Here is a 20,380-nt window from a genome sequence, read left to right as displayed (position 1 = left end):
CCGTGAGCGACACCCTCGCGACCGGGACGGCGCGCACCGACCGGGAACGGGTGCTGGGTCGCCGCCGCGAACGGGTGGGGCCGGGCGGCGATCCGGTGGCCCCCGCTCCGGCCCCGCCGGACGCCCCGGACGGGCAGGCCGAGGGGGAACAGCCGGCCGCCGACGGCGTGGTGCTCGACTGCGGCTGGGGGCGGCTGGTGTTCGGCCAGACGTTCACCGAGCAGGCCGCCGTGGCGGCGGTGCTGCGCTCGGAGGCGGCCGGGGCGCGGGACATCTGCATCTACCTGCGCGACCCGCACGTGCTGGTGTCCCGGCTGCCCGACGAGCTGTTCATCGACCCGTCGCTGACGTACCGGCTGCGGCTGCCCGCGCCGCCGGCCGCCGCCGACGAGCGCGACGGGTTGCCCGGGCTGCGGATCCGGACGCTGCGCGACGCCGACGACGCGGACGCGGTGAACCGGATCTACGCCCGCAACGGCATGGTCACCGCCCCGGTCGACGTGCTTGTCGACAACGCCCGCACCGACCGGTTCCTGCACCTGGTCGCCGAGGACGCCGCCGGGGACGTGGTCGGCACGATCACCGGCGTGGACCACGTGGCGGTCTTCGCCGACCCGGACAACGGGGCGAGCCTGTGGTGCCTGACCGTGGACTTCAACACCGCGCCGCCCGGCACCGGCCAGGCGCTGCTGACCGAGCTGGCGGCTCGGCTCGCCGCGCGCGGCCGGGCGTTCGTCGACCTGTCGGTGCTGGCCGAGAACACCGGGGCGATCCGGCTGTACGAGCGGCTCGGCTTCTACCGCACCGCCACGCTCTGCGTGAAGCGGAAGAACCCGATCAACGAGCGGCTGTTCCTGCCGGCCGCCCCGGAGGGGTACGACCGGCTCAACCCGTACGCGAAGATCGTCGCGGACGAGGCGATGCGCCGGGGCATCCGGGTGGAGGTCACCGACCCGGAGTGGGGCGAGCTGCGGCTGAGCAACGGCGGCCGGACGATCGTCACCCGCGAGTCGCTGTCCGAGCTGACCTCGGCGGTGGCGATGAGCCGGTGCGACGACAAGCGGGTGACCCGGCGCATCCTCACCGAGGCGGGCCTGTCGGTGCCGGCGGGGCGCACCGCGACGGGCGACGACGCCGACGTCGCGTTCCTGGCCGAGGTGGGCCGGGTGGTGGTGAAGCCGGCGCGCGGCGAGCAGGGCAACGGCATCACCGTCGGCGTACGCACGCCGGAGGCGCTGACCGCCGCCGTGGCGCTGGCCCGCGGCTTCTGCCCGGACGTGCTGATCGAGCAGATGCGCGACGGCGAGGACCTGCGGGTGATCGTCATCGACCACGAGGTGGTGGCCGCCGCCGTGCGGCGGCCCGCCCAGGTCACCGGCGACGGGGTGCACGACGTCGCCGAGCTGATCGAGCGGCAGAGCCGCCGCCGGGCCGCCGCCACCGGGGGCGAGTCGCGCATCCCCGTCGACGACATGACCCGGGAGGTGGTCGCCGAGGCCGGTTACGACCTGCACGACGTGCTGCCCGAGGGCACGGTGCTGGCCGTGCGCCGCACCGCGAACCTGCACACCGGCGGGACGATCCACGACGTGACGGGCGAGCTGCACCCGGCGATCGCCGAGGCGTGCGTGGCGGCCAGCCGGGCGCTGGACATCCCGGTGACCGGGCTGGACCTGCTGGTCAGCGCCCCGGACGCCCCGGAGCACGTGTTCATCGAGGCGAACGAGCGGCCGGGTCTGGCCAACCACGAGCCGCAGCCGACCGCCGAGCGCTTCGTCGACCTCCTCTTCCCCGGCACGCGGGCACCGCGACGCCTCTGGACACCGGCGGGTGCGGCAAGCTCTCAGGCATGACCGCACGCAAACCCGTCCCGCTGAAGATCGACCTGGACTACCTCCGCCAGGTGCTGGTGGAGCTGCTGGAGATCCCGAGCCCGTCGGGGCGCACCGACCACGTGCAGCAGTACGTGGGTGAACGCCTCTCCGCGCTCGGGATCTCCTCCACGCTGACCCGGCGCGGCGCGCTCAGCGCCTGCCTGCCGGGGCCCCGCCAGACCGGGGCGGACCGGGCGATCGTGGTGCACACCGACACCATCGGCGGCATGGTGAAGCGGCTCAAGGAGAACGGCCGGCTGGAGCTGATGCAGGTCGGCACGCACAGCGCCCGGTTCGCCGAGGGCGCGCACGTGCGGATCTTCACCGACGACCTGGACCGGGTAATCACCGGCCAGGTGCTGCCGCTGAAGGCCAGCGGGCACCGCTACAACGAGGCCGTCGACCTCCAGGGGGTCGGCTGGGAGCAGGTCGAGGTGCGGGTCGACGAGCCCGTCGCCGACGAGGCGGGGCTGCGGGCGCTCGGCATCGACGTCGGAGACTTCGTCGCGTTCCTGCCGAATCCGACGATCACCCCGAGCGGGTACGTCAAGTCCCGGCACCTGGACGACAAGGCCGGGGTGGCGGCGGTGCTTACCGCGTTCAAGGCGATGGTCGACGCGGGCGTCACCCCGGCGGTGACCGCGCACCTGCTGGTGACGGTCACCGAGGAGATCGGGCACGGGGCGAGCCACGGCCTCGACCCGGACGTCGCCGAGATCGTCTCCGTGGACGCCGCGGTGGTCGCCCCCGGGCAGCAGTCCCGGGAGAACGCGGCCACCCTGGCCATGGGCGACGGGGTGGGCCCGTTCGACTACCACCTGACCCGCAACCTCGCCTCGATCGCCCGCGAGCACGGGGTGGACCTGGTCCGCGACGTCTTCGAGTTCTACCGCTCGGACGTGGCGGCGGCGGTGGAGGCGGGCGCGCACGCCCGGGTGGCGCTGCTCGGCTTCGGGGTGGACGCCACCCACGGCCACGAGCGCACCCACCTCGACGGGCTGGGCCACCTCACCCAGTTGCTCTGCCTCTACCTCCAGAGCGAGCTGGTGTTCCCCGAGTGGGACGCCGAGCCCGAGGGCGACCTGGCCGACTTCCCGTCGCTGGCGGTGCAGCCGGCCAGCGAGGAGGGCCCGCGCGAGGGCCCGATCGGCATCGCCGACTGATCACTCCGGCCGTGCCGCCGCCCGGCGGCGGGTACGACGTCCTGCGCCGTGCCCGCCGCCGGGCGGGGACCGCGCCGGCCGGTGGGCGGCCGGCGCGGTCGGGTCACCGGGTGCGGCGCTGTGCCGCGTCGAGGAGCGCGATCAGCGCCTCGGTCGTCCGCAGCACCCCGTCCCGGGCGGCCGGGTCGCGGGTGATCAACTTCTCCGCCCGGTCGGCCAACTGCTCCAGCAGCGCGCTCGCGCGGGCCGCGTTGCCGGCGGTGCCGGCCTGCTCGGCTCGCCGGAGCCGGTCCTCCAGCCGGGCCGCCACGTGCTCGCTGATCCGGCCGGCGGCCACGTACTCGCCGAGCAGGTCACGCAGGTCCGAGTACCAGGCGGGATCGCGGGTGAACGACCCGGGCAGGTGTCCGGCGTCGGCGGCGCGTAGCGTCGCGGCGACGCTGGCGTCGACGTACGACCGGACGGTCGGGTAGAGCGTGGCGAGCTGCGCGTCGGTCAGCGGCACCGAACTGCCGTCGAGGAAACAGAAGCCGGGCCCGCTGTTGCTGCCGCTGTTGATCCGCAGCGGCGCCTCGTGCTGGGCGAGCCGGATGCCACCGAGGGCGAGCCCGAGGTCGTCCCGGGCGACGGCCGGTGGCGTCGTGCCGGTCATGTCGATCCGGGGCGCGGTCGGCGGAGCGACGCCGTGGGCGACCCAGGCGACGGTGTGGTCGTACACCGCGTTCTGCGTCATGTGCTGCGGCACCCGCGACAGGGAGGGGAGCGTGCAGGTCTGCGGCTCGCCCGGGTAGCCGCCCGGGTAGCTGCCGATGTCCCGCTTGCGCAGCGGACCGTAGTCGGTGATCAGCTTCCAGTCGCCGTGCGACGCGCCGGCGACCTCCCAGGACCGCAGGACCGGCGAGTCGGGCTGGGCCCGCGCCGCCGCGGGCAGGATGCCGCTGGCGACGTCCCCTTCGGAGTTGAGCCGGAACACCGGGGTCGCCAGGTCGGTGCGCAGCACCCCGCCGCCGCCGTGCAGGACGACCGCGTCGAGCACGTTCGCCGACGGCTGGACGCCGTTGTAGTAGTTCGCGAGCCGGCCGGCGGACTGCGAGTGGCCGGTGGCGATCACGTACCGGGGGGCCGGCAGCTTGCCCAGCGGGTCGACGCCGGTCGGGCTGCGGACCGCCTTCACCGCCTGGCTGAAGACGTCGTACGAGAGGCTGTCGTCGGTGACCGTGCCGCCCACCGTGAGGTCCAACGGGCCGTAGCGGCTGGGGCTCCACGCCTTGAGCCCGGTGGCCGAGTGCAGCCCGGCCCGCTGGGCGGAGACCCCGACCCAGGCGTATCCCTCCCGGATCAGGTGCTCGTGCGACTGGAACCAGTCGACCTCCTGGTCCCACTGGTTGCTGACGTTGTTCCACTCGGCGATCACGACGCCGTTGAACTTCTTGGTGCTGGCGGGCCGGCGGACGACCAGCCGGGTGCCGTAGGGCTGGTCGGTGCCGAGCACCGTCGCGTTCTGGGTGCCCTGCGGCGCGTACCGGGTGGCGGTGCCGAAGAGAAAGAACTCCTCCTCGACGTAGCCGGTGGCGGCGAGGTCGACGTCGGTGGCGAGGAACGGGTAGCCGTGCCGGGAGTCGCCGATCGGGGTGGTCCGGGCGATCGGGCCGGCGACCACCGGATTCGCCACGTTCGCGCCGGTGGCGGTGGACGGTCGGGGCGGGGTCGGACCGGCCGGTCGGCCGGCTGCGGCTGCCGGGGCGATCGGGCCGGCGGTCACGGCCAACGCGCCGGCCAGGCCGAACGCGATCAGTGATCGCCGGGCGGGTGTTCGGGTGGTGGTGGAGGGGAGGACGGGCACAGTTCACCTCACTGGGGAGCGACCGAGGGGACGACTCGGGCGGTGGCGAGATGCGGCTGGTCGAGGTGTTGCTGGTCGGGGTGTGGCTGGTCGAGATCGGGCTGCTCAGACTGCGTGGAACAGACAGTAATGCCCAGTTGAGGCGAAAGATAGGCCAGACATGCACGAACTTTCGATGATTCAAGCGAAAGTCCGCCTGCTCCGCCCCGTCGGCGGCGACGCCCCGGGCGTACTCGCCCCGTCGAGAGTTCCTCAAAAATCACTACCGGCACCGGGGATCCAGTGGGTAGCGTGGCGGTACACGGGAAAGGAGGTGGTCCAGACTTGTATAGCAATCGGACTCGTGAGGTGGCTGTCCGCTAGCCGCTGTCCTCGACAGTGACAACTGCCCGCCGCGAGGCGGGTGCACAATCGTCGAGACCGTGTGGCAGCGGTGCGGCGAAACCACGACAGCCACCCGACCCCCGGGGTGCCGGCCAAGTCCAGCCGGCCCGTGCGCGAGCACGGAAGCCCCGGGGGTCGCTTCATGTATCCGCCGGGGAGAGCGCCGTGTCCATGCGTGAACTGGTGGTGCTCGGGACGGCCAGCCAGGCCCCGACCCGGGCGCGCAACCACAACGGGTACGTGCTGCGCTGGGACGACGAGGTGATCCTCTTCGACCCGGGCGAGGGCAGCCAGCGGCAGCTCCTGCACACCGGCGTCACCGCCACCGACCTGACCCGGATCTGCGTCACCCACTTCCACGGCGACCACTGCCTCGGGCTGCCCGGCACCATCCAGCGGCTCTCCCTGGACCGGGTCCCGCGCCCGGTGGCGGTGCACTTCCCGGCCGGCGGGGCCGACTACTTCGCCCGGCTGCGGCACGCCAGCTCCTTCCACGAGACCGCCGAACTGGCCGTCGAGCCGATCGCCGCAGACGGGCAGCGGGTCGCCCTGCGCGGCGGCGGCATCCTGGAGGCCCGCCGGCTGCGGCACCCCATCGAGACGTACGGCTACCGGCTCGTCGAGCCGGACGGCTGCCGGATGCTGCCGCAGAAGCTCGCCGCGTACGGGATCGCCGGGCCCGCCGTCGGCGAGCTGCTGCGCGCCGGGCACCTCGACGTCGGCGGGCGTCGCGTCACCCGCGACGAGGTGAGCGTGACCCGGCCGGGGCAGCGGTTCGCCTTCGTGATGGACACCGGCCTCTGCGACAACGTGTACGCCCTCGCCGAGCACGCCGACCTGCTGGTCATCGAGTCGACGTTCCTGGCGAGCGAGGCCGCGCTCGCCGCCGAGGTCGGGCACCTCACGGCGGGCCAGGCCGCGCGGGTGGCGGCCGAGTCGGGGGTACGCACGCTGGTGCTCACCCACTTCTCCCAGCGCTACGGCGACGCGCGGCGCTTCGCCGACGAGGCCCGGGAGCACTTCGCCGGTGACCTGGTCGTCGCCGAGGACCTGACCACCGTGCCGGTCCCGCCCCGGCGGGTACCCTCGGCCGGGTGACGATCACCCTCCGCCACGCCACCGTCGACGACCTGCATGCCGTGGGGGCGCTGCACCAGCGCTCCCGGGTGGCGGCGTACTCGTCGTTCCTGCCGGCGGAGGCCCTCGCCGAGCCGACGGCGGAGGCGATGGGGTCGTACTGGGTGGAGCGGTGGACCTGGGAGCGCGACGACCACCTGATGACCGTCGCCGAGCGCGACGGCCGGCTGGTCGGCTTCAGCTACGTGGGCCCGGACGACGCGGGCGACCCGGCGACCGGGCTGCTCAACGCCATCCACCTCGAACCCGGCGAGCGGGGGCGGGGCACGGGCCGGGCGCTGATGGACGACGCGCTGGCCACCATGCGCGACCGGGGCTGGACCCGGGCGGCGCTGTGGGTGCTGGCGGACAACGCGCCGGCCCGGCGCTTCTACGAGCGGAGCGGCTGGCAGGCGACCGGCGAGCACCGCGAGGAACAAATTGGGCGCGTCGGCGTCCCCCAGCTCCGCTACGCGCGCTTTGTGTAAGGAAGGGCCCCCTATTAACGCCTACGGTATAGAAGGGTTCCCCTCTCACCCTCGCCCCGGGCGCGCCGACAGGCGGCCAAGCGAGAGGCGTACGTGGTGACGGCGAGCGGGCCGCCGACGGACCCCGGTGCGCCGGTCCAGCCGCCCCTTCCGTATCCGGAGCGCAGCACCTTGGAGTTCGTCGGATCACCGATCGCCTTCTTCAAATCAGCGCCTGCCGACACTAGGCTGTGCTCGCCCTCGCGGAACGCGCCGGAGGAAGGGGCATGTGACTGATGATCTTGTGCAGCAAAGTGAAGGAAAACCAGGAAGTTGATCTTTAGAGCCGCAGGCCAAGAAGTCTGCTCCCCGCGCACGCGGGGGTGATCCGAGTCCGGCCCGGCCGCGCCGCTCCGGTGACGGCTGCTCCCCGCGCACGCGGGGGTGATCCCGGCAACACCACGCGCCTGCTGGACAGCATCGACTGCTCCCCGCGCACGCGGGGGTGATCCGATGTCGTGTGCAGCGGTGCCGGTCTCGGCGGCCTGCTCCCCGCGCACGCGGGGGTGATCCTCCGTTCGCCTTCGTCAGTCCGAGTGATCGGAACTGCTCCCCGCGCACGCGGGGGTGATCCCGGCTGCAAGACCCGGCGCGAGGACGGGAGCGCCTGCTCCCCGCGCACGCGGGGGTGATCCCAGAGGGAAGGAAGAGGGAAGGGGCTCAGTCCCCTGCTCCCCGCGCACGCGGGGGTGATCCCCTGCGTGCAGGTCGATGAGCCTGAGACCGCTCCTGCTCCCCGCGCACGCGGGGGTGATCCGCTCGATGGCGTCGTCGTCGCCGTCCCCAATGCCTGCTCCCCGCGCATGCGGGGGTGATCCGCGCGCGGCGCAGACGCACGCCGCACCGATGGGCTGCTCCCCGCGTACGTGGGGGTGATCCCGCGCAGAGGCCGCCGCAGGTCTTCGACCTGGACTGCTTCCCGCGCACGTGGGCCGATTCCAGACGCGGCGGTCCGCCGAACCTGTTCAGGGGCGCACCCGAACCAGCCCGGACGGCCGACAACCGGACGGCCGCGCAGGCGACGAGCCGTACCCCCGATCGACGAAGGTCCCCAGCTTCACACGCTGGGGACCTTCGTCGGCATTCGGGGAAGGGGAATCAGCCCAGCGGGCTGCTCTTCTTCGCCAGGTCGACGAAGGACTGCCAGGTGTCGGGGGTGAAGCGGAGGGTGCCGCCGTCGCGGTCCTTGGTGTCGCGCACCAGCACGACGCCCGGCATGTTGTCCGCGACCTCGACGCAGGACCCGCCGTTGCCGCCGGACCTGGTCGACTTCCGCCACTGCGGGGTCGTCATCGACTCCATGACTTGGCCACCTCCTTGATCAGTTCGATGGACTGCCGGCGGGAAAGCGCCTCGTTCCGCACGATCTCCCACGTCTTCGCGAGCCTAGCAACGTCGGCGGGCGCATCGACGATCTGCGCGTTGAGCTGGTTGTCCGCGTGCGCCACCCGCGCACCGTCGGGCAGCTCGGCGATGATGAACTGGCCGGCCAGCCCCAGGTACATGCCGGCGTCGACGGGCACGACGTGCACCTGGACGTGTTCCCGCATCGACTGTTCGGCAAGGTGGTCGAGCTGCTCCGCCATGAGCCCCGGCTGATCGAGCACGGGTCGGCGCAGCACGCTCTCGTCCACCACTGCGATGAACTGCGGCGGACGCTCGCGCTCCAGGATCTCCTGCCGGTTGAGCCTGGACGCGACGATCCGCTCCACCTCGTCGGCGGTGAACCGCCCACCCGCCAGCGTCGCCCGCGCGTACCGCTCGGTTTGGAGCAAACCCGGGAGGTACGACAGCTCGAACCACCGCAGCGTGGTCGCCTCGCGCTCGAACTCGATCCATTCGCGCAGCCAGACCGGTTCGGCGTCCAGTTTGGCCAGTTCGCGGAGCATCCGACCGAACCGGTCACCGAGCTGGTAGTGCTCATCGACCGCCTTCATGTACTCCTTCGTCGGCGGGCGTCCCCCCGTCTCGACGGAGCTGACATGCGAGCCGGAGTAGCCGATGGATCGGCCGAACTCTTCCTGGCTGGTCCCGAGTGACGCTCGGAACAGTCGCAGCTCCCCGAGCACGTAGTTCGTGGCAGTGCCCATCCATCCCCCAGTTTCGGCTCGTCCTCGTCGGCGTGTCCCGCACGCCCGCCCGGTCGCGCCGCTGACCTGCGCGGACCGGGCGAGCGCGTATCGAGAGTAACGGCGCTCTCACCAGACTGTCACCACGCGGATTCGCTTTCGGCCCGGAGGCGGAGGCGAGTTCTGCGCCGGGGGTCGCCCGGTCCTTCCGCGAGCCGGCGACCCCCACCTACGCCGCGAGGAGGGGAAGGGAATGAGCCCTGAACGGGGACAGGCGTCGAGAGTGAACCCGCTGGTCACCGCCGGCGACGTGCTCACCCTCCAACCGTGCGACTACTGCATCGGGCAGACGGTGCTGTCGTTGCAGGTCACCTACGTTCCTCGGTACGCGAACTTCCTGGCGTCGCGGTGGGTGCGGCTCGAAGGGCTGGAGTTGCGCCCCGACGGAACGCCGTGGCGCGAGCGCGTCGTGATGGTCCGGGTGCAGGCCATCATCGACGCCCCGACGGTCCGCCCGGGGCCCGAGGCGCGGGAGCGGTGATGGCCGCACACCCACCGAGGTACGCGGGCGGCCCGTGCTTCGTCTGCGGCGAGCCGTGGCCGTGCTTCGAGCGGCAGTTGTCGACTCTCGTGGAGTTCGCCGGCCGGGGCGAGCTGCTCGTGGCGTACATGGGGGATTGGTACCGCCTGGGGGTCGAGGAGCGCCGGCGGCGCGGCCTGCCACCCGACCCGGACATGGAGCTGCGGCACCTGGGGTGGCTCGACATGGTCCTGCCCGCGCAGGGCGATCAGCGCAGCGGTGATGTCTGAGGCCGCGCCGCCCGGAAGGCCGGTGCCGGGCGACCTTCTGCACGTCACCCGTGCCGCCAGCGTCCAGTTCGTCCGGCCCATCTTCTTCCGCGTCATCCGCGTTCACGACGACTGGCACACCTACCACGGCTGGCTTTGGCTCGACGGCTACCAGGTGGACTCCAAAGGGCATGCCGTGGACCGTCGCTCGATCTATGTCCGGCCGGCGGGACTGCGGTGGCTGAACCACGCCGCAAGGGCACCGGCCCCGCCCCGCCCACCGGTCACGCGGACTTCGGCTCAGCCGAGGCGTCGCGCGTGACCGGCGGCTGCCGCTGCCAAGGCCGGTGTTAAGAAGGGGCCCCTCCTCTACCGAAAGCGTTAATAAGGTGCCCTTCCTTACAGCTTCAGCGGGCGCCGAGGTGGGCGAGCAGGTCCTGCCGGGTGAGCACGCCCTTGGGCTTGCCGTCGACCAGCACCAGCGCCGCGTCCGACTTCTCCAGCAGGGCGACCGCCTCGCTCACCGGCTGGCCGCCGCCGATCATCGGCAGCGGGTCGGAGGTGTGCCGCTCGATGGTGTCGTGCAGGTGCGCCTGGCCGGTGAACAGGGCGTCGAGCAGGTCCTTCTCGGCGACCGAGCCGGCCACCTCGCCGGTGACCACGGGCGGCTCGGCCTTGAGCACCGGGAGCTGGGAGACGCCGTACTCGCGCATATAGTCGATGGCGTCGCGGACCGTCTCGGTGGGGTGCACGTGCACCAGCTCGGGCAGCCCGCCGGGCTTGCCGGCGAGGGCGTCGGCCACGGTCGGCTCGGTGCCGGAGTTGTCGAGGAAGCCGTACCGGGCCATCCACGAGTCGTTGAAGATCTTCGACAGGTAGCCCTTGCCGCTGTCGGGCAGCAGCACCACGATCACGTCGTCCGGGCCGGCGTCGCGGGCCACCTCCAGCGCGGCGACCACGGCCATCCCGCAGGACCCGCCGACCAGCAGCCCCTCCTCGCGGGCCAGCCGCCGGGTCATCTCGAACGACGCCTTGTCGGAGACCTCCACGATCCGGTCGGCGACGCCCCGGTCGTACGTGGTGGGCCAGAAGTCCTCGCCGACGCCCTCCACGAGGTAGGGCCGGCCGGTGCCGCCGGAGTAGACGGAGCCCTCCGGGTCCGCCCCGACGATCTTCACCCGCCCGTCGGAGACCTCCTTGAGGTAGCGACCGATGCCGGAGATGGTGCCGCCCGTGCCCACGCCGGCCACGAAGTGGGTCAGCCGGCCGTCGGTCTGCTTCCACAGCTCCGGGCCGGTGGTCTCGTAGTGCGAGCGCGGGTTGGCCGGGTTGCTGTACTGGTCGGGCTTCCACGCGCCGGGGATCTCCCGGGCCAGCCGGTCGGAGACGTTGTAGTAGGAGCGCGGGTCCTCCGGCGCGACGGCGGTCGGGCAGACCACCACCTCCGCACCGTACGCCCGCAGCACGTCCTGCTTGTCCTGGCTGACCTTGTCGGGGCAGACGAACACGCACCGGTAGCCCTTGAGCTGCGCCACGAGGGCCAGGCCGACGCCGGTGTTGCCGCTGGTCGGCTCGACGATCGTGCCGCCGGGCTTGAGGATGCCGGCGGCCTCGGCGTCCTCGACCATGCGCAGCGCGATGCGATCCTTCACCGAGCCGCCCGGGTTGAGGTATTCCACCTTCGCCAACACGGTGGCCCGGATGCCCTCGGTCACGCTGCGCAGCCGCACCAGCGGGGTGTTGCCGATCATCTCGACGACGTTGTCGTAGTAGTGCACCTCGTTGTGCCCTTCGTTGCGGCGCCGGCGACGGCGGCCGGGCAGACGTTGATTCGACGCCCAGCGTACGTCCCGTCAGGGCACCACATGGCCCGGGATGACGGAGGCCCGGCGGACCTCCCACTCCAGGAACCGCTCGGTCTCGGCGAGCACCGCGCCGGCCAGCCAGGTCACCATCACCGCGTCGTCGGCCAGGCCGAAGACCGCCAGCGGGATCTCCGGGAGCAGGTCGATCGGCGAGACGATGTACGCCGTCGCCGCGGTCATCAGGGCCAGCCGCAGGCCGCCGTCGTACTCGCCGCGGGTGGTGGCCCGGATCATCCGGGGCAGCGCCGCCAGCCGGGCCCCCAGCGACGGGCCGCCCCGCGCCCCGGCGGTCAGCGCCCGGGCCAGCGCCGCGAACGCCGCGCCGCGCTTCAGTGTCTTCCCCATCTCCACGCCCCTTCCGACTCCACAGCGTGCGGTGTCCACGCAAGTGGTACCCGCAACCGTCGCCTCCCAGCCAGAAACCGGGCAGTACGACGACAGCGGCGTGTCGTACCGGCGCGATAATGTCGGTGTATGGGGGTCGCTGGGGTTTCCGTCGCACCGGCCGGTCCGCGCGGGCAGTCCGCCCCGCGGTGGCAGCTCGGCCCGCGCTGGCAGCGTGCGCGGCGGGTGGCCCGCGTGGCGGCGATCGGCACGGGCGCCACCGCCGCAGCCGCCGCGGCGACGACGGGGGTCCTGCTCGGCCAGGCCCGGCAGGCCCGGCGCACCATCCCGATGGCCGAGGCGCCCCCGCCCCGCTGCGACGGCGTCTACGGCGCGAAGCTTTCCGGCCCGCCGCTGACCATGGTCGTCCTCGGCGACTCCTCCGCCGCCGGCTACGGCGTGCACCGCCGCCGGGAGACGCCCGGCTCGCTGCTGGCCACCGGGCTGTCCCGCCGGCTGCACCGGCCGGTCCGGCTGCACCGGTTCGCCGTGGTGGGTGCCATCTCGTCGGGCCTGAAGCCGCAGGTGGAGGCCGCGCTGGAGGTCTCGCCCGACGTCGCGGTGATCCTGATCGGCGGCAACGACGTCACCAACCGCACCCCGCCGGCCCTGGCGGTGCGCTACCTGGTCGACGCGGTCCGCGCGCTGCGCGGGGTCGGCTGCGAGGTGGTGGTGGGCACCTGTCCCGACCTCGGGGCCATCCAGCCGATCCAGCCGCCGCTGCGCTGGCTGGCCCGGCGGTGGAGCCGCCAGCTCGCCGCCGCCCAGACGGTGGCGGTGGTCGAGGCGGGCGGCTGGACGGTCTCCCTCGGCGACCTGCTCGGCCCCCGGTTCGTCGCCGAGCCGACCCGGATGTTCGCCTGGGACCGGTTCCACCCCTCCGCGGAGGGCTACGCGGTGGCCGCCGCCGCGCTGCTGCCGACGGTGCTCTCCGCGCTCGGCGGGGTGCAGGAGCGCCGCCCCGGCCTCACCCGCGGCGAAGGCGTACGGTCGCTGCCGGAGGCGGCCCAGGAGGCGGCCCGGCACGCCGGCACGGAGGTCAGCGCCACCCAGGTCCGGGGCCGCGACCGCGGGCCGGGCGGGCGGTGGGCGCAGTTGCGCCGGCGGGCCTTCTTCGGCGTCGGCGTGGTGCCGCAGGCCGGCCCGGCCGCCGACTCACCCACACTGGAAGGACGGCCATGACCGAGCAGGGCGGCAGGCGCGGCGGTGGTGACCGGGGGCTCGGCGCGGGGCTCGCCGTCCGGCTGGGGCGGGCGGCGGCGGTGTCCCTGGTCGCCGGGACGATCGGCGGCGCGGCCGTCCTGGCCGGCGAGGCGTTCCTGGCCCGCAACCGCCCGTACGCCCAGCCGGAGCTGGGCCTGGCCCTGCGCGCGACGGTCGGCCGGGCCGGCGCGCCGCCGCTGCGGCTGGTCCTGCTCGGCGACTCGTCCGCGCTGGGGGTCGGGGTGGCCCGGCTCGGCGACACCGTCGGCGGGCAGTTGGCCAACCTGCTCGCCGAGGGGCCGACCGGCCGGCGGGTGCACCTGTCCAGCGTCGGGGTGTCCGGCTCCCGCTCCACCGACCTGGCCACCCAGGTGGCCCGGGCCCTGCTCGGCCCGCGCCCCGACGTGGCGGTGGTCCTGATCGGCGCCAACGACGCCACCGCGCTGCGCAGCCCGGCCGAGGCCGGGGCATACCTCGGTTCGGCGGTGCGGCGGCTGCGCGAGGCACAGGTCGAGGTGGTGGTCGGCACCTGCCCGGATCTCGGCGCGGCCCGCGCGATCGCGCCGCCGCTGCGGCAGGTGGTCGGCTGGTCCGGCCGGCGGATCGCCCGCGCGCAGACGGCCGCCGTGCTCGACGCGGGCGGCACGGTGGTCGACCTGGGCACGGAGACCGGCCCGGTGTTCCGGGCCGACGCCGGCACGTTCTGTCACGACGGCTTCCACCCGTCCGCCGACGGGTACCGGATCTGGGCGCACGCCCTGCTTCCGGCCGTCGCCGCCGCCGCGAACGTCGCGCCCCGCCACTGATCGGGCCGGCCCGCCACTGATCGGCCCAGCCTGCCGCTAGTCGGCCCGCGCCCGGCGGGCCGGGGTGACATTTCCCGCCGGTCGCTCCGCTTCCCGGTAGATTACCGCCAAGTTAACGTTGGTTCATGCCGACTGAGTCGTCCCGCGACGCCGTCATCGTCGCCACCGCCCGCTCCCCCATCGGTCGGGCGCACAAGGGTTCCCTACGCGACGTCCGCCCCGACGACCTCGCCGCCACCATCGTCCGGGCCGCCCTGGACAAGATCCCCCAGCTCGACCCCACCGAGATCGACGACCTCTACCTCGGGTGCGGCCTGCCCGGCGGCGAGCAGGGCTTCAACATGGCCCGCGTCGTCGCCACCCTGCTGGGCCTCGACGGCCTGCCCGGCGCCACGCTCACCCGCTACTGCGCCTCGTCGCTCCAGACCACCCGGATGGCGATGCACGCGATCCGGGCCGGCGAGGGCGACGTGTTCGTCTCCGCCGGGGTGGAGACCGTCTCCCGGTACGCGCGCGGCAACTCCGACGCGCTCCCGCCGCAGGCGCAGGCGCTGGTCGGGGGCGGCTGGGAGAACCCGCGCTTCGCCGCCGCGCGGGAGCGCTCGGCGCGGCGGGCCGAGGGCGGCGCGGAGGTCTGGACCGACCCCCGCTCCGCCGGGGAGCTGCCCGACGTCTACCTGGCCATGGGGCAGACCGCCGAGAACCTGGCCCAGGCGTACGACGTGAGCCGCGCCGAGATGGACGCCTTCGGCGTGCGCAGCCAGAACCTGGCCGAGAAGGCGATCGCCGACGGCTTCTGGGCCCGGGAGATCACCCCGGTCACCACCCCCGACGGCACCGTGGTCGACACCGACGACGGCCCCCGTCCGGGGGTGACCCTGGAGGGCGTCGCCGGGCTCAAGCCGGTGTTCCGCCCCGACGGCCGAATCACCGCCGGCAACTGCTGCCCGCTCAACGACGGGGCCGCCGCCGTGGTGATCATGAGCGCCCAGCGGGCCCGGGACCTCGGCCTCACCCCGCTGGCGCGGATCGTCTCCACCGGCGTCACCGCGCTCTCCCCCGAGATCATGGGCCTCGGGCCGGTGGAGGCGTCGAAGCAGGCCCTGCGCCGCGCCGGGATGACCATCGGCGACGTCGACCTGGTCGAGATCAACGAGGCGTTCGCCGCCCAGGTCATCCCCTCCTACCGGCAGCTCGGCATCGACGAGGAGAAGCTGAACGTGATGGGCGGGGCGATCGCCGTCGGCCACCCGTTCGGCATGACCGGTGCCCGGATCACCGGCACGCTGCTCAACGCCCTCGAGTGGCACGACAAGAGCATCGGCCTGGAGACGATGTGCGTCGGCGGCGGGCAGGGCATGGCCATGGTCCTCGAACGCCTGAGCTGAGCCGCCGCGACGCCTCCCGGCGCTCGCGTCAGCGGCCCGGGCGGCCGAGCGCGAGCGTCAGAGCACGGGCGTCCGAGCAGGGGCGTCCGAGCACGAGCGTCAAAGCGCGGACCGGGTCGCCGTCACCTCGGCGGCGGCCCGGGTCAGCGCCGCCTCCGGCGGGTTCGCCGCCAGCAGGTCGGCGGCGACCACCCGGAGCTGGTCGGGCAGGGCGAGGTCGTTGTCGAGCCGGGGCACCGCCCGGCGGGGCTGCCCCTCGGCGTCGGCCGCGAGGTTCGCGATCTCCTGCACCAGCCGGTGCACCAGGTCGGCCCGGGACACGTTGCCGCCGCCGGCCGAGGCCGCCCAGCGCGGCTGCTGCCAGTGCCCGACCTGACGGACCAGCAGCTCCACCGCCCGGCCCAGTTCCGCTGCGCTCACCGCGCCGAGTCTACGGACGCCGCCGGGGCCGGCGTACCCCGTGCGGTCGCCGCCCGCCCGGCGCGGCCGGCGGTGGCCGGCGGACGCCCGGGGCGGGTCCGTCGGGCCCGGAACACGACGGCGCCCGCCGCCGCGGGAGATCGCGGGGCGGGCGCCGTCGAGCGACGAGGATCAGTCGTCGCCCTGGAAGTAGCTGAGCAGGCGCAGGATCTCGATGTAGAGCCAGACCAGGCTGACCAGGATGCCGAACGCCGCCGTCCAGGAGTAGCGCTGGGGCAGCCCCATCCGGACGCCCTCCTCGACCTCCGCGAAGCTGAGCACGAAGCTCAGCGAGGCGACCACGATGCAGACCAGGCTGAAGCCGATGGCCAGCGGGCTGCCATCGCGCAGGCCGGTGTTGACGCCGAACAGCGCCAGCACCAGGTTGATCAACATGACCGCGAACAGGCCGACCATCGCCGCGACCATGCCCCGGACGAACTTCGGGGTGGCCCGGATGACCCGTGCCTTGTAGAGCATGGCCATCAGGAAGAACACGCCGAAGCTGGCCACCACGGCCTGGAGCACGATGCCGTCGTAGAGCGAGTTGAACGCCTTGCTCACCATGCCGACGAAGACGCCCTCGACGACGGCGTACGCGATGACCAGCGCCGGGTTGGCCATCCGGGAGAACGAGATGATCAGGCCGAGGACCAGGCCCACGACCGCCGCGCCGATCCAGGCCACGCCGAGCAGCGCGTCCGGGACGAGCACCCAGGCCGCCGCGGCGGACGCGCCGAGGATGCCCAGCAACACGACGGTCTTGACCACCACGTCGTCGATCGACATCGGCGTCACGGTGGGCGGCGCGGCCGGGTAGCCGGTCGCGCCCGGATATTGCTGCGGGTAGCCGGGCTGCCCGTAGGGCCCGGTCGGGGCGTACCCGGTGGCCCGTTCCCGCTCGGCCGCCTGGCCGAGTCGGGCGAGCACCGGGTTCGAAGTCTTCACTGTCTGGCCTCCCTCAGGGGGTCGTCGCACGTGAACGTGCCCTTCCAGGGTAGACGCCCCGCTCGACGCCGTGGAGATCACGGAGCGGCGCAGGAGCTGTGAAGAAGCTGAGAGACCCGCCGTGACGCCTCGCCGTCACCGGCGCGGTCGCCGTCACCGTGCTGCGCGTGCCCGGGGCGGGGGTCGAACCCGCACGCCTTGCGGCAGCCGCTTTTAAGGCGGCCGTGTCTGCCGTTCCACCACCCGGGCTGGGCGGCCCCGCGCGTCGCCACGCGCCAGTGCAGTTGTCACCGTAGCGGGTCCGCCACGACCCGGCGTACCCCGCCGGCACTCCCGCACTAGGGTCGACCCGTGAGCAGCGCAGCCCCCACGGCTCCCGACGCCGCCCCCGACCGGGCGGTCCGATCCGACGACGTCCCCGCCCGGGCCGCGGGCCGGTGGGTCCGGCTGCGGGCCGCCGTCGGGCGGCACCGGGGCGACCTGCTCGTCGGGCTGCTGTTCACGGCCCTGGCGGGCTGGCTCACCCACGGGCTCTGGCCCGACCCGTCCGGCCGGGTGCTGGCGCTCAACCCCGAGGACCAGACGCTGTACGAGTGGTTCCTCGCCGTCGACTCGCGCGCCCTGCTCGGCGACTTCGGGCTGCTCACCGACCGGCTCAACGCCCCGGACGGGGTGAACCTGATGGCCAACACCACGGTCATCGCGCTCGGCGTGGCCTTCGCCCCGGTCACCCTGCTGTTCGGCGCGCCGGTCACCTTCGCCCTGCTCGCCGGGCTCAACCTCGCCGGCACCGCCCTCGCCTGGCACCTGCTGTTCACCCGCGTCCTGGGAGCCCGCCGGCTCGCCGCCGCGCTCGGCGCCGGGCTGTGCGGCTTCGGGCCGGGCATCGTCTCGCAGACCAACAGCCACCTGCACATGACCGCCCAGTGGCTGGTGCCGGTGATCGTCTGGCTGGTGGTCCGGCTGCTGCGCGCGGCCGACCCGCTGAACGGGCCGGACCGCCGCCGCATGCTCACCTCGGCCGTCGGCCTCGCCGCCGTGATCAGCGTCCAGGTCTTCGTCGGCGAGGAGGTGCTCTTCCTCAGCGCGCTGACGCTGCTGGTGATGGCCGTCGCGTACGCGCTGGCCGACCGAGCGCTGGTGCGTCGGGCGTTGCCCGGCTTCGCCGGGGGGATGCTGGTCGCCGCCGGGCTGGCCCTGCTCGTGCTGGGCTACCCGCTGTGGTTCCAGTTCGCCGGCCCGCAGGGCGTCGCCGACGGCATGTTCAGCCCGCACTACTTCTCGGCCGACCTGACCAGCTGGTGGACGCTCTCCCCGCTGTCGGCGGCCGGCAGCGACGACGCGGCCCGGCTCACCACCGGCCCGGCCGAATACAACACCTTTCTCGGCTGGCCCCTGCTCGTGGTCGCCCTCGGCTGCGCCCTCTGGCTGGGCCGCCGCCCGCTGGTGCTCGCCTGCGCGGCCGGTGCGCTGGTCATGGGCGCCCTGTCGCTCGGCCCGAGGGTGATCGTCGGCGGCGACCGGACCAGCGTCCCCGGCCCGTACGCCCTGCTCGAGGACCTGCCCGTGATCGACGGGGCGCTGCCGATGCGGTTCGCCCTAGCGGTGCTGCCGCTGGTCGCCACGCTGCTGGTGCTGGCCGTGGACCGGGCGCTGCGCGGCACCGGGCGGGCCCGCCGGCTGGTCCCGGCGGCGGTCGGGCTCGCGCTGCTGCCGGTCCTGCCTGCGCCGCTGCCCACCGCCGAGCGGCCGGCGCTGCCGGAGTTCATCTCCGCCGGCCACTGGCGGGAGTGCGTCCGCCCCGGCGGGGTGCTGGTGCCGGTGCCGCTGCCCACACCGAAGGAGCCGTGGCCGATGCGCTGGGCGACGGCCGCCGACGCCGCGTTCGGCATGCCCGAGGGCTTCTTCATCGCCCCGTACGGCAAGGGCGGCACGGCCGCCATGGGCACCTGGAAGCGCCCCACGTCGTACCTGCTCAGCGAGGTGGCGCAGCGGGGCGGCCGGCCGGTGATCGGCGACCGGGAGCGACGGCAGGCGGCCCAGGACGCCGAACGCTGGGGCGCGTCCTGCTTCGCGGTGGCCGACGGCACCCGCCACGCCGACGACCTGCGCGCCACCCTGGACCAGCTCTACGGCCCGGCCGAGCGGGTCGCCGACGCCTGGATCTGGCGCACCTGACGCCGCCCCCCGGTGTTAAGAAGGGGCCCCTGCTATACCGAATGCGTTAACAGGGGGCCCTTCCTTACCGGGGCTGGGATGCCTCGGCGAACTCCTCGCGCGGGTCGTGCAGCTGGCCGAGCGCGACCACCTCGCGCTTGAGGAAGAACGCCAGCGACCAGTCGACCACGACCCGGACCTTGCGGTTGAACGACGGGATCCGCGACATGTGGTACGTCCGGTGCATGAACCACGCCGGCCAGCCCGTCATCTTGATGCCGTAGACCTGGGCCACGCCCTTGTGCAGGCCGAGGCTGGCCACGCTGCCCGCGTGCTTGTGCCGGTAGTCCACCGGCTGACGGCCCCGGATCACGTTGGCGATGTTGTCGGCCATCCGGGCGGCCTGACGCACCGCGTGCTGGGCGCTGGGCGAGCAGAAGTTGCCCGGCTCCTTGGTCAGGTCCGGCACCGCCGCACAGTCGCCGGCGCTCCACGCGCCCTCGACCACCCGGTCGCCGTCGACGACCTGGAGCGTCGGCAGACAGGTGACCCGGCGGCGCTCGTCGCGCGGGAAGTCGGTGGCGTCCAGCATCGGCGACGGCTTGACGCCGGCCGTCCAGACGATCGTGTCGGAGCGGAAGCTGTCGCCGTCGGAGAGCTTCACCACCCCGTCGACGCAGGACTCCAGGCGGGTGTCCAGCCGGATGTCCATGTTCCGCTTCAGCAGCTGCTGCACCGTGTACGCGCCCATGTCCCGGTCGACCTCGGGCAGCACCCGCTGGGTCGCCTCGACGAGCACCCAGCGCATGTCCTCCGGCTCCAGCTCCGGGTAGTAGCGCAGCGCGTCGCGGGCCATGTCCTCCATCTCGGCCAGCGCCTCGATGCCCGCGTACCCGCCGCCGACGAAAGTGAACGTCAGGGCGCTGCGGCGCACCTGCGCGTCCTGGGTGGCCGCCGCCACGTCGAGCCGGTCCAGCACGTGGTTGCGCAGGTAGATGGCCTCGCCGATGGTCTTGAACCCGATGCCGTGCTCGTGCAGGCCGGGGATCGGCAGCGTGCGGGACACCGAGCCGGGGGCCACCACGACGTGGTCGTAGGGGATCTCCCGGGTCGGGCCGCTGATCGGCTGTACGGTGGCGACCTTGCGGTCGTGCTCGATCCGGGTGACCGTGCCGGCCACCACCTTGCACCGCCGCAACTCCCGCCGCAGCGGCACCACGGAGTGCCGGGGGGAGATGTTGCCGGCCGCCGCCTCCGGAAGGAACGGCTGGTACGTCATGTGCGGCTGCGGGTCGACGACGACGACCTCCGCCTCACGCGAGGAGAGCTTCTTCGACAGGCGAAGGGCGGCGTAGAGACCGACGTGCCCGGCACCGACGACAAGGATCCGCTTCGGATTCACGCC

General features: G+C 73.5%; 19 protein-coding genes, 1 tRNA gene and 1 CRISPR repeat array. Of the genes, 11 read left to right on the top strand and 9 right to left on the bottom strand.

The genetic code is table 11. The features are described from left to right. The first annotated feature begins 2 nt into the window (after positions 1-2). Together ngg and ACFYWL_RS24810 are read left to right on the top strand one after the other, a co-directional pair. Entirely contained in the window at positions 3-1,853 is a 1,851-nt protein-coding gene (ngg, locus tag ACFYWL_RS24815; protein WP_386976949.1) for an N-acetylglutaminylglutamine synthetase, read from the top strand. Next, on the top strand, positions 1,850-3,037 hold the full coding sequence (locus ACFYWL_RS24810; RefSeq protein WP_386976946.1) for an osmoprotectant NAGGN system M42 family peptidase: 1,188 nt from the start codon (positions 1,850-1,852) through the stop codon (positions 3,035-3,037). Before ngg ends, ACFYWL_RS24810 begins: the two co-directional genes overlap by 4 nt. A 103-nt stretch (positions 3,038-3,140) precedes the next feature. Here the strand turns inward: ACFYWL_RS24810 and ACFYWL_RS24805 are convergent, their stop codons facing one another. Continuing rightward, a complete protein-coding gene (locus ACFYWL_RS24805; protein ID WP_386976943.1) occupies positions 3,141-4,880 on the bottom strand; it encodes an alpha/beta hydrolase domain-containing protein in 1,740 nt (579 codons plus the stop codon). Between the two features lie 549 nt (positions 4,881-5,429). On the opposite strand from ACFYWL_RS24805, the gene ACFYWL_RS24800 reads away from it, so the two are divergent. Further along, positions 5,430-6,362 carry a ribonuclease Z gene (locus tag ACFYWL_RS24800; RefSeq protein ID WP_386976940.1) on the top strand — a complete coding sequence of 311 codons (933 nt, stop codon included), beginning with the start codon at positions 5,430-5,432 and terminating at the stop codon, positions 6,360-6,362. Next, the gene (locus ACFYWL_RS24795) at positions 6,359-6,868 is read left to right on the top strand and encodes a GNAT family N-acetyltransferase (protein ID WP_386976937.1); all 510 of its coding nucleotides are present in this window, start codon (positions 6,359-6,361) and stop codon (positions 6,866-6,868) included. The genes ACFYWL_RS24800 and ACFYWL_RS24795 overlap by 4 nt, the downstream gene beginning before the upstream one ends. 341 nt (positions 6,869-7,209) lie before the next feature. Beyond that, positions 7,210-7,847: direct repeats of the CRISPR family, unit length 28 nt; unit sequence CTGCTCCCCGCGCACGCGGGGGTGATCC. Positions 7,848-8,005: 158 nt separating this feature from the next. Here ACFYWL_RS24795 and ACFYWL_RS24790 read toward each other — a convergent pair. Continuing rightward, positions 8,006-8,200 carry a DUF397 domain-containing protein gene (locus ACFYWL_RS24790; RefSeq protein WP_386977114.1) on the bottom strand — a complete coding sequence of 65 codons (195 nt, stop codon included), beginning with the start codon at positions 8,198-8,200 and terminating at the stop codon, positions 8,006-8,008. Continuing rightward, entirely contained in the window at positions 8,197-8,997 is an 801-nt protein-coding gene (locus ACFYWL_RS24785) for a helix-turn-helix transcriptional regulator (RefSeq protein ID WP_386976934.1), read from the bottom strand. Before ACFYWL_RS24785 ends, ACFYWL_RS24790 begins: the two co-directional genes overlap by 4 nt. 232 nt (positions 8,998-9,229) lie before the next feature. Between ACFYWL_RS24785 and ACFYWL_RS24780 the strand changes: the two genes are divergently transcribed. Genes ACFYWL_RS24780 through ACFYWL_RS24770 form a run of 3 tightly spaced genes read left to right on the top strand, consistent with a single transcriptional unit; the run spans position 9,230 to position 10,087 of the window. Then, positions 9,230-9,517: a hypothetical protein gene (locus ACFYWL_RS24780; protein WP_386976931.1), complete on the top strand. Its 288-nt coding sequence runs from the start codon at positions 9,230-9,232 to the stop codon at positions 9,515-9,517. Continuing rightward, positions 9,517-9,786: a hypothetical protein gene (locus ACFYWL_RS24775; protein ID WP_386976928.1), complete on the top strand. Its 270-nt coding sequence runs from the start codon at positions 9,517-9,519 to the stop codon at positions 9,784-9,786. The genes ACFYWL_RS24780 and ACFYWL_RS24775 overlap by 1 nt, the downstream gene beginning before the upstream one ends. Continuing rightward, positions 9,779-10,087: a hypothetical protein gene (locus tag ACFYWL_RS24770; protein WP_386976927.1), complete on the top strand. Its 309-nt coding sequence runs from the start codon at positions 9,779-9,781 to the stop codon at positions 10,085-10,087. Before ACFYWL_RS24775 ends, ACFYWL_RS24770 begins: the two co-directional genes overlap by 8 nt. A gap of 85 nt (positions 10,088-10,172) precedes the next feature. On the opposite strand, the gene ACFYWL_RS24765 is transcribed toward ACFYWL_RS24770, so the two are convergent. Then, positions 10,173-11,543 (bottom strand): cystathionine beta-synthase, encoded by a 1,371-nt coding sequence (locus ACFYWL_RS24765; protein ID WP_386976924.1) that lies wholly within the window; start codon positions 11,541-11,543, stop codon positions 10,173-10,175. A 75-nt stretch (positions 11,544-11,618) separates the two neighbouring features. Then, complete coding sequence (locus tag ACFYWL_RS24760; RefSeq protein ID WP_043963969.1) at positions 11,619-11,975, bottom strand: YkvA family protein; 357 nt, start codon at positions 11,973-11,975, stop codon at positions 11,619-11,621. A gap of 129 nt (positions 11,976-12,104) precedes the next feature. Between ACFYWL_RS24760 and ACFYWL_RS24755 the strand changes: the two genes are divergently transcribed. The 3 genes from ACFYWL_RS24755 to ACFYWL_RS24745 all read left to right on the top strand — a co-directional run bounded on the left by ACFYWL_RS24755 (position 12,105) and on the right by ACFYWL_RS24745 (position 15,411). Then, on the top strand, positions 12,105-13,196 hold the full coding sequence (locus tag ACFYWL_RS24755; RefSeq protein ID WP_386976921.1) for an SGNH/GDSL hydrolase family protein: 1,092 nt from the start codon (positions 12,105-12,107) through the stop codon (positions 13,194-13,196). Next, entirely contained in the window at positions 13,193-14,023 is an 831-nt protein-coding gene (locus ACFYWL_RS24750) for an SGNH/GDSL hydrolase family protein (RefSeq protein ID WP_386976918.1), read from the top strand. Before ACFYWL_RS24755 ends, ACFYWL_RS24750 begins: the two co-directional genes overlap by 4 nt. A 125-nt stretch (positions 14,024-14,148) precedes the next feature. Continuing rightward, on the top strand, positions 14,149-15,411 hold the full coding sequence (locus ACFYWL_RS24745; RefSeq protein ID WP_386976915.1) for an acetyl-CoA C-acetyltransferase: 1,263 nt from the start codon (positions 14,149-14,151) through the stop codon (positions 15,409-15,411). Positions 15,412-15,510: 99 nt separating this feature from the next. Here the strand turns inward: ACFYWL_RS24745 and ACFYWL_RS24740 are convergent, their stop codons facing one another. From ACFYWL_RS24740 to ACFYWL_RS24730, 3 genes are all read right to left on the bottom strand, one after another. Further along, a complete protein-coding gene (locus ACFYWL_RS24740) occupies positions 15,511-15,831 on the bottom strand; it encodes a hypothetical protein (protein ID WP_386976912.1) in 321 nt (106 codons plus the stop codon). A 171-nt stretch (positions 15,832-16,002) separates the two neighbouring features. Then, the gene (locus ACFYWL_RS24735; RefSeq protein ID WP_043961937.1) at positions 16,003-16,818 is read right to left on the bottom strand and encodes a Bax inhibitor-1/YccA family protein; all 816 of its coding nucleotides are present in this window, start codon (positions 16,816-16,818) and stop codon (positions 16,003-16,005) included. A gap of 168 nt (positions 16,819-16,986) precedes the next feature. Further along, positions 16,987-17,067: transfer RNA gene (locus ACFYWL_RS24730), tRNA-Leu, on the bottom strand. A gap of 102 nt (positions 17,068-17,169) precedes the next feature. On the opposite strand from ACFYWL_RS24730, the gene ACFYWL_RS24725 reads away from it, so the two are divergent. Continuing rightward, on the top strand, positions 17,170-18,996 hold the full coding sequence (locus ACFYWL_RS24725) for a hypothetical protein (RefSeq protein ID WP_386976909.1): 1,827 nt from the start codon (positions 17,170-17,172) through the stop codon (positions 18,994-18,996). Positions 18,997-19,060: 64 nt separating this feature from the next. Here ACFYWL_RS24725 and ACFYWL_RS24720 read toward each other — a convergent pair whose 3' ends face one another. Then, positions 19,061-20,377, bottom strand: a complete 1,317-nt coding sequence (locus ACFYWL_RS24720; RefSeq protein WP_386976907.1) for an NAD(P)/FAD-dependent oxidoreductase — start codon at positions 20,375-20,377, stop codon at positions 19,061-19,063. Between the last annotated feature and the right edge of the window lie 3 nt (positions 20,378-20,380).

It is taken from the genome of Micromonospora sp. NPDC002575, from assembly GCF_042889525.1.
Classification (GTDB): Bacteria; Actinomycetota; Actinomycetes; order Mycobacteriales; family Micromonosporaceae; genus Micromonospora; species Micromonospora carbonacea.
Note: the sequence above shows the minus strand (reverse complement) of the source record. Positions and strands in the feature narration are given on the sequence as shown.

Bases quoted from the DNA above. Each gene is read 5' to 3' on its own strand.
- ACFYWL_RS24780 (WP_386976931.1), top strand. From the start codon at position 9,230: ATGAGCCCTGAACGGGGACAGGCGTCGAGAGTGAACCCGCTGGTCACC.
- ACFYWL_RS24745 (WP_386976915.1), top strand. From the start codon at position 14,149: ATGCCGACTGAGTCGTCCCGCGACGCCGTCATCGTCGCCACCGCCCGC.
- ACFYWL_RS24810 (WP_386976946.1), top strand. From the start codon at position 1,850: ATGACCGCACGCAAACCCGTCCCGCTGAAGATCGACCTGGACTACCTC.
- ACFYWL_RS24760 (WP_043963969.1), bottom strand. From the start codon at position 11,975: ATGGGGAAGACACTGAAGCGCGGCGCGGCGTTCGCGGCGCTGGCCCGG.
- ACFYWL_RS24785 (WP_386976934.1), bottom strand. From the start codon at position 8,997: ATGGGCACTGCCACGAACTACGTGCTCGGGGAGCTGCGACTGTTCCGA.
- ACFYWL_RS24755 (WP_386976921.1), top strand. From the start codon at position 12,105: ATGGGGGTCGCTGGGGTTTCCGTCGCACCGGCCGGTCCGCGCGGGCAG.
- ACFYWL_RS24750 (WP_386976918.1), top strand. From the start codon at position 13,193: ATGACCGAGCAGGGCGGCAGGCGCGGCGGTGGTGACCGGGGGCTCGGC.
- ACFYWL_RS24770 (WP_386976927.1), top strand. From the start codon at position 9,779: ATGTCTGAGGCCGCGCCGCCCGGAAGGCCGGTGCCGGGCGACCTTCTG.
- ACFYWL_RS24775 (WP_386976928.1), top strand. From the start codon at position 9,517: ATGGCCGCACACCCACCGAGGTACGCGGGCGGCCCGTGCTTCGTCTGC.
- ACFYWL_RS24790 (WP_386977114.1), bottom strand. From the start codon at position 8,200: ATGACGACCCCGCAGTGGCGGAAGTCGACCAGGTCCGGCGGCAACGGC.